This window comes from Clostridium sp. DL-VIII, from assembly GCF_000230835.1.
GTDB lineage: Bacteria > Bacillota > Clostridia > Clostridiales > Clostridiaceae > Clostridium.
Genome location: NZ_CM001240.1, coordinates 5994833 through 6012362 on the forward strand (window position 1 = coordinate 5994833; position 17530 = coordinate 6012362).

The following is a 17530-nucleotide window of genomic DNA, read 5'->3' on the forward strand; positions in this document are numbered from 1 at the left end:
ACTTTAAATTTACTTTTAGCTTATTTAAACTTTTTTGCTATAATATTTCTCAACTATATCCGGCTTATATAAAATTAACCTACTTAAGATAAAATCCTTAATTCTATCTTTTTTCAGCTTATATATTTTATATTTACATAGATACTTTCTTACATCTGGATTTTTTATAAATTTATACATCTCATTATGTAATTCTCGTTTTACAGCAAATGCCACTACAACATTTACGATAGATTTTGGAATTCTACTATGAATCATTGCATTTTCAAGTTCAACATTATTAACTCTTTTCTTCAAATACTCTAAAGTTTCGATATTTGAATAATACATATCCAAAAAGTTCAATGATATATTATTCATAACAGATTCTTCCCATTTAACATAATGAGAGTATATTTTTTTTAAACAATATACTTTTTCAGCATATGAATAAGCTTTTATTTCAAAAGCTATATCCTCAGCAAATTTTCTATTAGTATCAAATTTGATATCATTTGAAATTATAAGTGTCCTTTTAAATAAATTTGCCATAATATGAGTATGTGAAGTACCATATATAAGCCCAAGAGCTGCTTCTTTACCAGTAAATAGGCCTTCTTTTAAATCATCTAAATTATTTAAAATCTCTGTCCCATTACTCTCCTCAAAGACATAGCCAGAATAAATCACATCACTATTTGTATCAATTGCTTTTTTATATAAATTCTCAAGCATATTGTCATCTATATAATCATCTGAATCTAAAAATTGAATATACTCGCCTTTAGCTTCCTTAATTCCTAAATTTCTTGCTGAACTAACTCCACCATTTTCTTTTTTTATTATTCTATAAACAACATCAGAATTTTTTAAGTAGTCATTGGCAAATTCACTACTGTCATCTGGTGAACCATCATCAATAAATAAAACTTCAAAATCTTTAAAGCTTTGAGATTTAAGCGATTCTAGAGTCCTTAAAATCCTATTTCTAACCTTATAAACTGGTATTATGATACTAACCTTATAATCCATATAAATGCCTCCAAATTCGCATAAGCTAAATACTTTTAAGATTATTACCATAAATATCAATTATAATTCGACGACATCTAATATCTCATTATTGAGAACTCATAACTAGTTGTGTTTATTTATCTTTACATGCTTAATGTATAATTTTAAGGCATATCCAAATTCTCGTACATATAAAAATCTCTTTGCAAAGCTCAATATCCACTTATTTATGTACTCTACAGTTTCTTCTTTTTCCTGCTTATATAAATCGCTTAAAATCTGTCTTTTTACTAATTCTTTATATTCTTTTTTATTACTAATATATTGCTTTTTGCTAAGTTCTAATGTTTGATTATACATTAACTGAGTTTTAGAATCAGAAAAACTTTCTCCATATACTCTATATTTAAATAAATATTCTGGAATGTTATGAATTTTTGTCATCTTAGCTATTCTTGTCCATAATTCATAATCCTCAACGGCATAGGATTCTTTACTCCCATATAAATTCTTCTTAAACAATTCAGTTCTCCCCATTATACTTCCATGGGCTAAAGGACAATTTAATGATAAAAATAATTTAATTAACTCATTACTTGATGGATAACTTACATTATATTGCTCTTTTCCTTCACCATCTATAACAGTATAATGAGTTCCTACCAATCCATAGTCCGGTGAACTTTCTAAAAACTCCACCTCTTTTTCTAATCTCTCTGGCATGGAAACGTCATCACAATCCATTCTTGCTATATATTTACCTCTTGCAAGAGATATACCTTTATTCAGGGATGCAATTAACTTTAAATTTTTTTCATTATTAATTAGTCTTATACGTGGGTCTTTATATGACTCAATTATTTTTACACTATTATCTGTAGAGCCATCATTTATTATTAAAAACTCAAAACCAGTAAAAGTCTGATCTAGTATACTTTCAATTGCTTCTTTAAGGAATTTCTCACCATTATATACTGACATTAAGACAGTTACCATTGGCTTATCCATAACTTATCACCTCATATATTTTTGCGTGGTATGCTTCACGACAAAATTTTCATAAAAACCTTAATTCATCGAAATACCACTCCACCGCTTGAACATAAAAATTATCATTGATTTTTATATTCAAACACATATATTTTACCACTTAAAGGCTTTCCAAACAACAGAAATAGCTATTCCAAAATATTTTTAATTTTGAAATAGCTTTTTGCTTTATTTTATTTCTTAAACTATTTTGTAAATGTTCATTAATTTCAACATCTTATATAAATTCTATTGTCAGCTATATAATGAAGTACTAAATAAATATCATTTTTTAGATGCTTCTTTATCTTTAGTTCCATTTGAATTATTAGTCTCTTCCTTAACATTATGGGTATCTTTTGTACTTTCATCATTATTCTTTTTATTTTTTTCCTTACCTGCATCATAATCATAATCTATCTCTGAATCTGGATTAAGTAATAATCCATCATGCCCCAATTTATATTCTTTACCATTCTTTCCGACAACAATTGCATCTTTTTGCATGACCCCATCTTTATAAAAATAATACCAGCCTCTTTCAGTTTTTAACCATCCTATAGCTTTTTCATCATTATCTTTATAATAATACCAATCCCCATTTCCTTTTCTCCACGATGAATCATGCTCCCTATAATCATTATCCTGTGTATTAGTACTATTAACTTTGCTGTTGTCATTTTCTTTTGAATCATTATCTTTTAATGTTGGTTTAGCTTGTTCAACTTCTTGATAATTTTTGTTTTCTTCATTTTCGTTCAATTTGTTTTTAGAATTAGAATCAGTATATTCATTAATATTTTTATATGCATTTTTTAGCGTTAATTTATCATTGTCATTTTTTAACTTATTTGTGTTATCCTGAAAATATTCAGCTAAATCATAAACTAAATATCTGTTTTTAATTTTTTTATTTTCTTTATCATAATTTTCTTCTTTTACTAATACATTTTGTGAATCAACCATATGAATGCTTATTTTACTATCATCACCATATATTTTGGGTATTTCAATAAGCATATCAAATCCTTTTTTCTCAAGCTTGGCTAAATATATTTTTTTACCACTTTTATCATCATCTTTTTTAATTAATATATATTCTTTATAAAAACTATCATATCCATATAAAGTTATATTGTTTAATTGTTCTGTAAATTTATCAGCTATCTCATATTGATTAATATTAATACTGTCCTGATATTTATCATTATAATCTACCCCTGTGTATGCCTCGCCTTCTAAACAATATGTATAATTTAAAGAATTATTAGGAAGCTTTTCATTTTTAACCTCATGATCCTTATCATTAACTTTCATATCATCATATTTTTCTAAGGTAAAATTACTTTCAGCAAAATTTATTTCTTTTACCACATTATTTGGACAAATCACATAAAATTTTTTTGATATGTCATCATAAAATATTCCATTAATAACATCGTCACTATCAATATTACACTCGAATTTATATTCTTCATTACTGTTAATATTATATAATATGTATTTTTTACTCTGAGAGCTATTTTCTACACATAAATAATAATCAACGTTTCCGGAAACAGGATACCAACTTGTACTTAACTCATCATTTTCATCGGCAAGTAGTTTATATTCCTTTCCAGATTGCCAATTAAAATATCCATCCTTTCCAAAAATCTTATCTCCATAAATACTTAGCTCGCAATTTGAGTAGTTATCTGGTAATTTAATTTCACATTCTTTTGTACTTCCATCTTTATTTAAAATGAAAATATTATTATTATATAATTTTTTGTTAATTGAGTCGTATTTTATTAGATATATATTTCCATTGTTATACCCTAGCGGAACTTCTTCATAAGCATCATCAATTTCATCTTTTATATCAATAATACTTTTTATATTATTAATGCTGACATCTGTATTTAAAACTTCAACCTCTTCATGACCTTTCTTTATGTAATCACGATAATACATACAAATACAAGAAAATATAACTGCTAATAAAGCTATCAAACTAAATATTTTTTTCATCTTTCCCCTCCCAGCACAATACACATATAAATAAAATAGTAATCTAAAATAAATCAGAGCAGCCTTATAATTACTTTCTAAATTAATTCAATAGAAATAATTATAAGGCAAACTTATTACATAATTGTTAAATTAAAAACTTAATTGTATTGCAGATATTATTTAATCCAAGCACCATCTGTACCTAAGACATATTTAATATCCTGGTCTATTATAGTTGTATTTTTTTGCATTATACCATCTTTATTGCAATAATACCACTTACCATTATCTTGAATCCATCCTTTCTCTTTATCCCCATCAGAATTCATATAATACCAATTTCCATCTACCTGTTTCCACTCATAATTATCATCATCAAATGTAATGTCTGGTGTGCTTTTATTAATTAATGCTCCATCTGCATTTAATATACAATCATTACCTTTCTCACTTTTAACTGTTGTACTTTTTTGCATTTTTCCTTCTTTGTTAAAGTAGTAAAATAGTCCATTATCTTTTTGCCAGCTGTCAACAATTTTAATTCCTTGGTCTCCAAAGTAATAATACCAATCATTACCCACCTTTTTCCACTGCTTATGACTCTCTTTATAAGCTTCGGAGCTATCGTAAGTAACTTCTTCTCCATCAATGAGATCATATCCATGCTCACCTACAACTACCCCCTTTTCATTGAGCTTTACTTCTTTACCAGTAAGATCTTTAACGGTTGTATTTTTTTGCATTTCACCTTTTTCATTATAGTAATACATTTTACCATCTACATCACAAACCCATCCTGTTTCTTGATCCGAGGCGTTGCAATAGTAAATTTTCCCATTTTTAATTTTAATATGTGCTCCATATTTATTTAAGTCTTCCTCCGCTTTATCAGTTACATTGTCACTAACTTGAGTTCCATTTTCGTTAAGTGCTATTCCATTTTCATCAAATTTAAAATTTTTGTCATTTATCTTTAAAGTTGTATTTTTTTGCATTTCACCATTCTCATTAAAATAGTACCATTTATTACTAATATTAACCCAACCTGTTTCTTTTTGGCCTAATCCATTATAAAGGTATGTCTTACCATCTTCTGTAACCATTCCTGTTTGACTTTTCACTTCTGCATTTGCCGGTGCAATCCCCGCTGCTAAAATACTTCCACAAACTAAAACTGATGCAATTAATTGATTTAATACTTTTTTCTTCATTAATTTATTCCTCCTCATATAAACAATAATAAATATTTAACTTGTACATTTGGTACAACATCCATAATATACTCATTCTGGATACATTCAATGCTTTTTACATTTTTGTAATGTTATTGTAGTATCTCTTTAACATCTATCACTCATTTAATAATTTTGTAACACCATTGTAATATCTTAATAAAAATTCTGGTTTAATAAATAGAAAGAGATTTGATTATCTCTTATTTCATAACTTAAAGTAAGCATATTCTTTTGAGCTAGATCATTACATAAATACAGACCCAATCCAGAACTTGAAATACTATCCTCTAAGTTTCCATCAAATTCATTATATTTGACAAATGGCTCTAATAAATTTTCAGAAATATTTTTAGGTATTGCAGTAATTTTATTTTTTATTTCAAATATAAACTTATCTTTACTTTTTTCAAATTTATTTAGAGAAATATATATTTTTTTACCTTTAGAGTATTTTAAAGCATTATCAATTAAATTTAAAATTATATGCTCAATATCTTCTTTCACAGCCATTATAGTAATTTCATCTATATTAATAATAAACTCTTTATTTAATCGCCTGCTTCTATCAATTAATCTATCACATATCTCTTTAATTAATATATTAAGCTTCACCTCTTGCTTTATATCCTTTTTTCTAACACTGCCCCTAGAAATTTCAAGAAGCTTTTGTATAAGTTCTTTTAACTTTCCACATTCCAGCATTATTCTATTGACAGCTCTTTTTTTAAATTCTTCATCCATGTTATTTAAATCTTCTTCTTTTAGTATTTGAACATACCCATATATCGAAGTAACTGGAGTCTTAAGCTCATGAGTTGCATTATTAAAAAAGTTTTTTGATATATTCTCTAATTTTTTCTTTTCCTCAATCATTTCATTAAAAGACTTAGTAACTTGTCCTATTTCATCTTTAGCTTTTACTAAAATCCTATCAACTTCTTTTCCTTCTCCATATTTTTTCATCTCAACACTAAGCTTTTTTAAAGGGCTTATTATTTTATTTATGAAATAATTTAAAGCGCCTATTATGACCATTAAAAGAACAATTTGTGCAGCTATTATGCTGGTCATAGTACTTTTAATGTTATTATAGTAATCATCATAGCTTTTTTGTAGAACTAAACTAGAATCATATTTTCCATTAAGATAAACAGGATATACATATGTACAAATTAGTCCGTTTTTAATATTAAACATTATTATTGAACTTTTTCCCTCAGAATCCTTCAGAATATTATTAATGCTATCTTCAAATAATGTATTGCCTTTATAATCTATTGGATTATTGTTCAAATCATATAATCCTACATAACAATCGTAATTACTGTTAACTTCATAAACAGTTTTGTTTTTTACCTTGCTATCATCTTCAATAACCATAGCACTATATTTTAAAGTGCTTATACTAAACTTTCTGATACTATCCATATCATCTTTAATATTATTTTTTATATTTGTATAAAAAGTATTATATATAAAAATACTTAACCCCAAATTAAAAATAATGAGAGAAAAAATAATTCCTATCATTATTTTTCCTTTTAGTGTTTTAAGCATATTTTTCACTTCCTAACTTAAGGTTTTATCTTACCATATATCCTACACCAAAAACTGTTTCTACAACTGGATTCTCCTTATCATCTCCAAGATTTGCTCTCACTCTCCTAATATGTACATCAACGGTTCTAGTATCACCATAATAGTCATATCCCCAAACCTCATTTAAAAGCTGCTGCCTTGTAAAAACAATTCCTCTATTCTTATACAAATAACTTAATAAATCAAATTCTTTTTTCTTTAACATGATTTCCTTTCCATCTTTCAGCACTGTTCTTCTATCAAAATTAATAGAAATTTCATCTTTCGTAAAATTATTCTTAACATCATTATTTTCATTACATTCCAAAACATTTTCTTTAACACTTATATTTTTATTATCTAAAACATTTTTACGTGCCCTTCTAAAAATAGCATTTATTCGTGCTATAACTTCTCTTATCTCAAATGGCTTTGTTATGTAATCATCAGCTCCAATTTCCATTCCTAATATTTTATCAATCACATCATCCCTTGCAGTAAGCATAACTACATAACATTTCTGGTTCATTACCTTGCATAATTCAAAACCATTTATGTCAGGAAGCATTATATCCAACAAAACTAAATGAGGTTTAAATTCCTCAAGAAGTTTCAAAGCACTTTTCCCATTGTATGCTCCTATTACTTCAAAGTTTTCCTTTAAAAGAGCGAATTTCAAAGTATCATTAATTGAAAATTCATCTTCTACTACTAATATTCTCTTTTTCAATATACTTCCCCCTCACACTGTTCATTACTCAAATGCAATTAATTACACTTGAGTAATTTAATTCACTTTAAACCAATTATATCATACTGAATTTTAATCATAATAAGTCACATTAAAACTCAATGAATCTCCTTCCATAATTATAAATTAAACTTATTACATAATTGTTAAATAAATACTTCTCTTGTGCATAAAATTATTTTCAAATAAAATTAAAGCAAGAAAGAAGCCCGACATTCATACTACAGTACAAATATCGAGCTTCAATCTTAATTCATTGAAATCTTTAGTTTAAATATATTTTTAAATTGTTAATAAAAGGGCTACTTCATTAGCTTGCTATGCAAACTATATTTAATTTTTAATTATTTTATAATAAACTTACTAAGCTTCTACGCCTTTCCCATGCTGTGCAGCTAATTCATCTGCAAATGCCATAGCATCTACTTTCTTGAAGAATGGGAAGTAAATCAAAGCTGAAGTTATTAAGAATACAAATTGTGCTATAGCATAACTTGGACCACCAATTATGAAACCTGAGAATATAGTTGGTACTGTCCAAGGTGGCATAGCTCCACCCATTGGAGCAAGTATATGTGATGAAATTGCAACATAAAGTAATATTGCATTTATCACTGGTGTAAATATAAATGGAACAGCCATCATTGGATTTAATACTACTGGAGTACCAAATAATATTGGCTCATTGATATTAAATATATTGGCTGGCAATGCTAATCTACCTAATTGTTTGTATTGAGCAGATTTTGCAAAAACTACTAATAGTATTGTAAATGCAAGTGTTTGACCACTACCTGTCAAGTTAATAAAGTTATCATAAAATTGTTGAGTTACTATATGAGCTCCATGAGCAAGATCTAATGTTCCTGCTGCTTGTAAATTCGCATTATCTGCAGTATTAGCTTGTAACAAAGCAGTTACAACTCCACTTACTGTTACACCTCCATGTATTCCAAAGAACCATAAGAATGGTACCGCAAAAGCGATAAGAATTGCTCCAAATGGAGAATCTGATGCTGCTTGTAATGGTGTTTGAACAACTTTGTATATAAGTTCTGAAAAAGAAGTATTAAATACAAACTCAAGCACAGCATATATAACACATGCACCTGTGAATATAATAGCAGCTGGAATTAAAGCTGCAAAACCATTAACAACTCCTTGAGGAACACCCTCTGGCATTTTTATGGTAATATTTTTATTTATTAATGCAGAATAAATGGCTCCAACGACTAAACTTATAATAATTGCAGTGATCATACCTTTACCACCCATCCAATCTTGCGAAAGGACTCCTCCAACTTTAATTGGAGTTGCAGATGGATCTGCTGCAAACATAGTATATTCATTGGTAACAATCATGAATACGGCTAATGAAATTACAGCACATGAAAAAGGTTCAACGCCCTCATTCTTTGCATAGATATAGGCAATACCAATAACGGCCACTAGTGCCATAATTCCCATTGTACCATGTTGTACTTTATATAATGGCTCATTCCAACTTGGTCCGAAAATTCCAGTCATAAAATCTGTAAATGGTTTCCATGGAAATGCGGCAATTAATAAGAAAATGGATCCAACAATATTCAATGGTAAGGTAAATAGTATACCATCTTTTAATGCTTGCAGTCCTTTTAAATTGACGAATTTCATTACCGCTGGTACTACTTTTTCGTTTAATGTTTGATTGACTGACATAATACTTTTCCCCCTTAAAATTATATTTATGAATAATTACAAATAATAAATTTGCTATTATTACCGTTAATAAATTTTAACAATTTCCAATATTTTATAATCGTTTACTTAGTTCTTATAAGTTTGCTTTAATCTTAATAAGGCAAACTGTACTTTAATATTTATTTATCAATTAAGTTATTTTCACATTTCATAAATCAACATTGTTTTTTATTTTTGAGCCAACTTTAATGCTAAATCTAAAACTTTAGCTCCATTCATCATTCCATAATCAACCATTGGTATTACTTCTACAGGAATTCCTTTTGGTTCACAAAGTTTCTTTGCTTTTCCTAAAGTATATCCAACTTGTGGTCCAAGTAAAGCAACATCCATACTGTCTAGATGTCTATCCATTTGTGCTTCTGGAAAAGCCACTATTTCTGCTTCTATCCCTTTGCTTTTTGCTGCATCTTTCATTTTATTAACCAAAACACTTGTAGACATTCCTGATGCACAGAATAATTTTATTGTTATCATAATACTCTCCTCCTAAATATTTAAAAATATATTATACTTTTATATATGTTACAATTAAAAATTTATAATATACAATTGACAATTATGATTAAAATCCTTACAGGATTTCTTCAACAATTGTTAATTGTAAAACGTACATTTCGAATTGAAATACATATATTATATTTACTATTTAACATTGCCTAGCTTGTATCGTTTTCTCTTCATTTACTATTATTTTAATAACGTGTTTACAACTTTTCTTAAATCAATAATTTGTTCAATTAAATTTTTTTCTGATATAGCTGTCATTAAATGGTCTTGCGCATGAACAAATAAAACTGATAACTCTATTTTTTCTCCAGCAGCTTCCTTTTGAAGCATATCTGTTTGAGCATCATGTGCTTTACCTAAAGCTTCATTAGCTAATTCCAATTCTTTCTCAACATCTTCATACTTTCCTTCGTTTACCATATTAAGAGCCATATAAGCATGATTCTTGCAATCTCCTGCGTTAATTATAATATTCATAATTGCCATTTCTAATTGATCCATCTTCTCGCCTCCTGTTTATGCTTTTATTGCTTTATGCCATTATATATAGCAACACCTATGCCAAACACTAAAAATCACTAAAAATTTTCAATATATTTTATTATTTTTTATATTATATATATCTCTTTAGCGGATGAAAACCTTTTAATTTCAATATGTTTCACACTTTGCATTTTTATTATTTTTTTATATATTATTTTTTTACTATTTTATACTCATCTATTGATTTAAATTAACTGTTTATTATAAATTTCTAGTGTTTGATATTATAAATATAGTGTTTATTCTTTATTTTAAACACTATCAAACACTATAGCAATTGTTATTTGACTCAATTAATAAATTTATGATATCATTTTCATTGAAATATAGAAAATATTAAATTAATATATACTAATGTAAATACTGATTATAATAGGAGGATATCAATGACAAAAAAAGATTTAGTTTACCAAAAACTGCTCCAATTAAACCTTTCAGATGGTATAGATACTCAAACACTATCAACATTAATTAATATGTCCAGAGCAAATTTGAGTCATGAATTAAACGAACTTTGCAAAGAAGGTAAATTATTCAAATCTTCTACTAGGCCAGTACTATTTTTTCTTTCAGAGAATAAGGTTACAAGTAAAAAGTCTCAGTTGGATTTATTAGCAGAGCATAATGTTTCACTTAAAGATTGTGTCGAGCAAGCCAAAGCTGCTATATTATATCCACCTAAGGGCATGAATTGCTTAATACTAGGTAGTACTGGTGTTGGTAAATCTATGTTTGCTTCTTTAATGCACAATTACGCTGTAGAAATGAACGTAAAATCTGCTGATTCTCCATTTATAGTGTTTAATTGTGCTGATTATAGTAATAATCCTCAATTGCTTACCTCGCAGCTTTTTGGTGTAAAAAAAGGTGCTTATACAGGTGCTGAAGCTGATAAAACTGGATTAATCGAACAGGCAGATGGCGGAATTTTATTCTTAGATGAAATTCATAGACTTCCTCCTGAAGGCCAGGAAGCTCTTTTTGTATTTTTGGATAGTGGTACCTTTAGGAGAATTGGTGATTCTGAAACTAGAAAATCAGATGTTTTAATAATTTCAGCTACCACAGAAGATCCAAACTCTGCCTTACTAAATACTTTTACTAGAAGAATTCCAATTGTAATTAATATTCCTTCTCTTAAAGACAGAACTTTAGATGAGCGCTTATTTTTAATCAAAAACTTTTTTAAACATGAAAGTATTCGTATAAATAAAGACATTTATGCCTCCTTAAATTCTCTTAGGGCTCTCCTCTCCTATGATTGTCCTAACAATATAGGTCAACTAAAAAGTGATGTTCAGCTTCTTTGTGCAAAAGCTTATTCAGAATTTCTAACTAATGTTAAAAAAGATGTAAGAATTCATAGTAAAATATTACCCCCTTATATTAAGGAAGGTCTTTATAAAGAAAAGGAACATAGGGTTTTATGGAATAAACTTATGAGTGAGGAAATCGAGTATTTTAGATTTAACGGCTCTAATGAAGATACAAATACCATATTCAATAATAGTGATAATACAATCTATGATTTTATAGAAAATAAACTTGAAAAACTCAAGTCTCTGGATATCTCTAATATTGATATTGAAAATATTCTTGAGAAAGATATCGCAAAACATTTTAATAAAAATAACTCCGAAGTACCTAAAGAAATAAATAGACAAAACTTGTTAACAATAATTGATGAAAGTACATTAGGCTGTCTTGATGAAATAATAACTCACATTACCAAAAGACTTCCTATAATCTTTGATAACAATCTTTACACTGCTTTTGCTTTGCACATTAATACGTTAATAAATAGGATAAAAAGCGATAAGATAATAATTAATACTAATTTAAACAAGATTAAAGAACTTTATCCGGCAGAATTTGCCATAGCCCTTGAGGTAAAGGAACTTATTGAAAACCACATTAGTAAATCAATTCCAATAGATGAAGCTGGTTACTTAACCCTCTTTTTGATACCAGATAATACTTTTAATGATGTGTCTCAAGATAAAGTAAAAGTTATACTTATTGCTCACGGAGAATCTACAGCAACTTCAATGGCTGATGTTGCTGGGAAACTTTTAGGTGAAGATTATGTAATTCCTATAAATGCGCCTGTTGATGTTGCTCCATCAAAAGTTTTAGAAAGCTTAAAAATATGTATACAAGATAATCCTACTTCTGCAGGCTATCTCTTATTAGTTGATATGGGTTCTTTAACTACATTTGCAGATGTTATAAAAAAAGAATTTAATGTAGATATTAAAGTAATATCTCTTGTTTCAACTTTGCATGTATTAGAAGCTACAAGAAAAGCATTAATCGGATCTTCTTTAGATGATATTTATAACGATGTGCTTATGGTTAATTCTTATGTAGAAATACATAAAAATATAAATAATGTATCTGAAAATCAAGATAAGATATTGATTATAACAGCCTGCTTAACAGGAGAGGGTGCTGCCATTGCTATCAAAAACTTTTTACTTAGCAATCTTAGATTAAATAGTGACTACTTTGAAATTGTATGCTTAAATTGCCTTGACAAAAATTACTTCAAACAAAAAATTATTAATCTTCAAAAGCATAATGAGATATTGTTTATAGTTTCTTCTTTTCCTGTAAATTCACCTATAAAACAATACGCTATGTATGAAGTATTTAATATGGACGTACTAAAAGAGCTTCAGGCTGCTATTGATTCCAAAAACACTATGCTTAATTTACCTAAGATAATAAAAGAAAATATTTACAATATTGATGGTGCTGAGTTATTTAAAGATGTAACAAACTTATTAAATACATTACAAGAAAAACTATCTATTAAATTATCAGACGAAAATACTGTTGGTATTATTCTTCATTTATCCTTTGTCGTTGGAAGGCTTAGAAATGATGATAATCCGGCTGTTTATCCTAATAAAGACGCTTTTATTAAGGAAAATATTAATTTATACAATATAGTAAGAGAAAATCTTAACTTTATAAATATTAAATATAATATAAATATAATAGATGATGAGATTTGTTATTTAATGAATCTTCTGTTAAACACAGAACCTACACTTGCAGATAAGCTCAAATAATATATAGTTAAAATCAGCCATGTTTACCTTTATAAACATGGCTGATTTTAATTTTCTAAGACTTTATTATGCAGTCTTTTTCCAATGCTTTCTATTATGTATAATACCGGTATTTGAGTAGTTATGTCGCTGATCCCTATCTTTTCTCGTTGCACATAATAAGATATGTTAAGATCAGATATTTTAGCTATTGTGCAATTTTCACTATTAGTTATGCTTATAACTGTACTATATTCTCTTTTTAAATTACTTATGTGATCAATAACTGTAGGTGTTTCACCAGAAACTGATATTGCAATTATTACAGATTCTTCATACATTTTATAATTTCTTGGGAAATACGGGTCATCTATATACATTGCAAATCTGCCTATTGAAGAGAAATATCTTGCAGCATATTTGCACAATATTCCAGAGGTTCCTGTTCCTATAAATATAACATTTCTCGCCTCTTTAATAAAATCACAAACAACATTGAGTTTCCTGTCTAATTCGCTATTGTCCAATTTTCTAAAAAAATCAATTATTATGGATGTATCATCACTTATTTTATTTTCTTCATTTTTCTGTATATGCATTTTTAGTTTTACTTTAAATTCTGAGTAGCCTTCACAATTGACCTTTTTGCAAAATCTCAATATGGTAGTCGTTGATACATGTGCCTCATCGGATAGTTCCCTAATTCTCATGTAAACAACTTTTTCTGCATTTTTCATTATATATCTGTATAACAATAATTCTAAATCGTTCAGACTTTGAATAATTTCATAATTAAACATATATCATCACTCCGTTAATCAGTTTGCAGTTAACAATTCATAGTTAACTGTTGAGGAAGAAAAAGCTCTGGCTTTTCAAAAAATGTATTTTAGAAATCTCCCCAAAATGAGCAATTTCATCATTAGCTTATCCCTTTCCTCTTATCACTTGTAACTATTCTAAGTGTAGCATAAGCTAAAAAATTACAATTAATACAATAGTTCTTTAGTGTTACCTATATAAATAATATATCATAAAGTAAACATTTTCTACACTAAAAAGGGCAAAACATATGTATCACCAAATTCTCTACTCACCTTAAAATTTAGGCTATATTTGATATAATATTGAAATTTAATGAAAAATCACAGTTGAAATTATCTATTTATAATTTTTCATTTGACATATAATTATTTAAATCGAGAAATGCTTTTAAATATATCTTTATAATCAAATATATTATACAGGTATATTGCACTGACTGCTAAGGATAGAACCAATATACTATATATAATTATAAACTTTATCCTACTATATTTATCCAGTTTATAATAGGAATCACTTCTGTATTTTATAGTAAAATTATATGTTTGATAAATACCTGCTATCATAATAAAAATCAATAATATCCTACTCTTTAATTTACTTACAGATATAAACAAATATATTAAAAATGGAAATCCAATATAGCATAGAATAGGAGATATCGCTTCAACTATCTGACCACCATCAAGAGGTCTTACAGGTATTAAGTTTACTAAATTTAACATTATTGAAGTAAGCGTTAATACTAAAAATGTATAATCTCCTGTAACATAGTAAACTATATAGTAAATGAGCCCAAGTATGCCCCCAAATACCGGTCCTCCCATTGCAATAAGTGCATTTTCCCTACAATTTTTAGTACTTCCATGAACTATATATGCTCCAACAGGCGTAAATCCTCCAAAAACAACATTTATCTTTAAAAATTTTGCTGTAATATAATGACCCAATTCATGAATCATAAGAATAAATAAATATCCTACTGAATATTTAAAACTTATAGCCAATCCCAATACTAAAATTATTAAAGAAACTATTAAAATATTTAATGTAAATTTTTTTATACCTAATTTCTTAATTAAATTTTCATTATTTTCTTTCTCCATAATGCACTTTGCCTCCTATCTAGATGTCTTATCCTTTTAAAACTTTGAGATTCTGCTTAACTTACTTGCAAACCTAAGATAAGAATTTCTTCTAAAGCTTATAGTATTTGTTCTTTCTGATATGATAATAAGTTTTCAATATAATTTAATATAGACTTAGAATTTGACATGATTCTATCTCCTAAACATTATCCTGTCTACATTATAATCTATTTTTTAATAAGCATCCATTTTAAACAATACCTTGAAACATATCCAAGATCTAAAATGCATGTTCAATATTTGCTAAACTTAAGCGTATATTCAGACAAAGAAAAAAGATATATATATGAAATTACTCTATTATACATATATATATCTATTGTAGATACCAAACTTCTGTATTTTAATTATAAGTAGTCAGCATTTGAAAATAAGCTATTGAAGCTAGTTAATTAAACAAATATACATGTGATTCCAGTAAGTCACCACATAATTTTAAGTGCAAAACTATTATTTATTTTAAATCTTAAAGTTCTTCCCCATTAGTTTCAATAACTTTTTTATACCAGAAGAAACTCTTCTTTCTTATTCTTCTTAAATCCTTAAGATCAAATTCATCTCTGTTTACATAGATAAATCCATACCTCTTCTTAAAACCCTGATGAGTACTTATGAGATCTATTGCTGACCATGGGCAATATCCAATTAAATCTACTCCGTCAGTTATAGCAAGTCTTGCCTGCTCTATGTGTTTCCTTAAATAATCTATTCTATAATCATCATTTATAGTATCATTTTCTTCAACAGTATCATACGCTCCTAAGCCATTTTCAGTTATGATAATAGGTAAATTATATCTTTCATATACTTCTCTTAAGGTATTTCTAAAGCCTATAGGATCGATTTCCCATCCAAACTGAGTTTTTTCTAAATTTGGATTAGAAACTCCTTTGTAAACTCCTAAATCCCCCATTGCAATCTGCTGATCTCCCTCTTGAGTAGAAGCTTCCTTATCATTAATCTTACTTTCAGCAGCTGTTCCTGTACAATAATAATTAAATGCTATAAAATCAGGATTTGCTCCTTTTAAGATTTCCATATCTCCTTCTTCAATTATTGGTTCAATTCCCTTTTCAACCATGTAGTTCCATGCTATTGGATTATATCTACCATGTACAGCCATGTCTAAATACAACCAATTTCTTATAGAAGACAGATTACTTGCAGCTAAGACATCTTCAGCTCTTGAACTTGCTGGATATATAGAGCTTATGTTTGGAGCTGGTCCTATTTTGCTCTTTGGACACATCTTATGGCACAATTTCATTACTTGAGCTTGTGCAAGGAGCATGTGATGATTTTGTTTATATAATTCTTTTTCAATATTTTTCACTCCATCATTTACAGTTCCAATTGCGCCTCCATGAAGTATCATCATATTCTGCTCGTTTATTGTAAGCCAGTACTTAACTTTATCTCCAAAATTCTCAAATAAGACCTTTGCATAGTTAACAAATGCATCTGCTGTTTTTCTATTAGACCAACCGCCTTCTTTTTGAAGCTCATCTGGTAAATCAAAGTGATACATAGTTATTAGTGGTTCTATTCCATATGATAATAACTCATCGATTAAATTATTATAAAATTCTATTCCCTTAGGATTTACTTCTCCTACACCATTTGGCATTATTCTAGCCCATGAAATCGAGAAACGATAAGTTTTAAAGCCCATTTCTGCAAATAGTGCCACATCTTCTTTATAATGATGATAGTGATCACTAGATACTTTAAAATCTGGTGTTCCTGGAACTGGATCTTTTGTATCCTGAACTGATAATCCCTTTCCATCTTCATCATAAGCTCCTTCCACCTGATAAGCGGATGTTGAAGCCCCCCATAAGAAATCCTTTGGAAAATCTTTTAACTTTTTATGAAACATATTTAAACCTCCATTGTATGCATGAATAAGCAAATATGAATTTAACTTATTACATGCAAATATATTTTAAAATTTTCAATCTATATATGTTGCAATTAAAAATCTACAATGTACAATTGACAATTACAGTTGAAATCCTTACAGGATTTCTTCAATAATTATTAATTGTAAACTGTACATTGCGAATTGCAATATATATTTTTTTAACGAATATCTATGGATGTCTTTTATCAACTGTCAGCTAA

At 27.8% G+C, this 17530-nt stretch carries 13 protein-coding genes; 1 reads left to right on the forward strand and 12 read right to left on the reverse strand.

The annotated features are described in order from the left end of the window. Positions 1–24: 24 nt before the first annotated feature. The 9 genes from CDLVIII_RS27220 to CDLVIII_RS27260 form a co-directional block, all read right to left on the reverse strand. A complete protein-coding gene (locus CDLVIII_RS27220; RefSeq protein ID WP_009172707.1) occupies positions 25–1011 on the reverse strand; it encodes a glycosyltransferase family 2 protein in 987 nt (328 codons plus the stop codon). Between the two features lie 105 nt (positions 1012–1116). Continuing rightward, positions 1117–2001, reverse strand: coding sequence for a glycosyltransferase family 2 protein (locus tag CDLVIII_RS27225; RefSeq protein WP_009172708.1), 885 nt, complete (start codon positions 1999–2001; stop codon positions 1117–1119). A 306-nt stretch (positions 2002–2307) separates the two neighbouring features. After that, the gene (locus CDLVIII_RS27230; RefSeq protein WP_009172709.1) at positions 2308–4035 is read right to left on the reverse strand and encodes a hypothetical protein; all 1728 of its coding nucleotides are present in this window, start codon (positions 4033–4035) and stop codon (positions 2308–2310) included. 158 nt (positions 4036–4193) lie between these two features. Beyond that, positions 4194–5228 (reverse strand): cell wall-binding protein, encoded by a 1035-nt coding sequence (locus CDLVIII_RS27235; protein WP_009172710.1) that lies wholly within the window; start codon positions 5226–5228, stop codon positions 4194–4196. A gap of 177 nt (positions 5229–5405) precedes the next feature. Beyond that, positions 5406–6809 carry a HAMP domain-containing sensor histidine kinase gene (locus CDLVIII_RS27240; protein WP_009172711.1) on the reverse strand — a complete coding sequence of 468 codons (1404 nt, stop codon included), beginning with the start codon at positions 6807–6809 and terminating at the stop codon, positions 5406–5408. A gap of 25 nt (positions 6810–6834) precedes the next feature. Continuing rightward, entirely contained in the window at positions 6835–7563 is a 729-nt protein-coding gene (locus CDLVIII_RS27245; protein ID WP_035301952.1) for a response regulator transcription factor, read from the reverse strand. 381 nt (positions 7564–7944) lie between these two features. Beyond that, positions 7945–9282, reverse strand: a complete 1338-nt coding sequence (locus tag CDLVIII_RS27250) for a PTS sugar transporter subunit IIC (RefSeq protein ID WP_009172713.1) — start codon at positions 9280–9282, stop codon at positions 7945–7947. Between the two features lie 210 nt (positions 9283–9492). Beyond that, positions 9493–9801, reverse strand: a complete 309-nt coding sequence (locus tag CDLVIII_RS27255; RefSeq protein ID WP_009172714.1) for a PTS sugar transporter subunit IIB — start codon at positions 9799–9801, stop codon at positions 9493–9495. Between the two features lie 213 nt (positions 9802–10014). Further along, positions 10015–10335 (reverse strand): PTS lactose/cellobiose transporter subunit IIA, encoded by a 321-nt coding sequence (locus tag CDLVIII_RS27260; RefSeq protein ID WP_009172715.1) that lies wholly within the window; start codon positions 10333–10335, stop codon positions 10015–10017. A 428-nt stretch (positions 10336–10763) separates the two neighbouring features. On the opposite strand from CDLVIII_RS27260, the gene CDLVIII_RS27265 reads away from it, so the two are divergent. Further along, the gene (locus CDLVIII_RS27265; protein WP_009172716.1) at positions 10764–13454 is read left to right on the forward strand and encodes a sigma-54-dependent transcriptional regulator; all 2691 of its coding nucleotides are present in this window, start codon (positions 10764–10766) and stop codon (positions 13452–13454) included. Between the two features lie 47 nt (positions 13455–13501). Here CDLVIII_RS27265 and CDLVIII_RS27270 read toward each other — a convergent pair whose 3' ends face one another. The 3 genes from CDLVIII_RS27270 to CDLVIII_RS27280 all read right to left on the reverse strand — a co-directional run bounded on the left by CDLVIII_RS27270 (position 13502) and on the right by CDLVIII_RS27280 (position 17285). Next, a complete protein-coding gene (locus tag CDLVIII_RS27270) occupies positions 13502–14233 on the reverse strand; it encodes a MurR/RpiR family transcriptional regulator (protein ID WP_009172717.1) in 732 nt (243 codons plus the stop codon). Positions 14234–14623: 390 nt separating this feature from the next. Next, positions 14624–15364 (reverse strand): site-2 protease family protein, encoded by a 741-nt coding sequence (locus tag CDLVIII_RS27275; protein WP_009172718.1) that lies wholly within the window; start codon positions 15362–15364, stop codon positions 14624–14626. A gap of 508 nt (positions 15365–15872) precedes the next feature. Further along, entirely contained in the window at positions 15873–17285 is a 1413-nt protein-coding gene (locus tag CDLVIII_RS27280) for a glycoside hydrolase family 1 protein (protein WP_009172719.1), read from the reverse strand. Positions 17286–17530 lie beyond the last annotated feature (245 nt).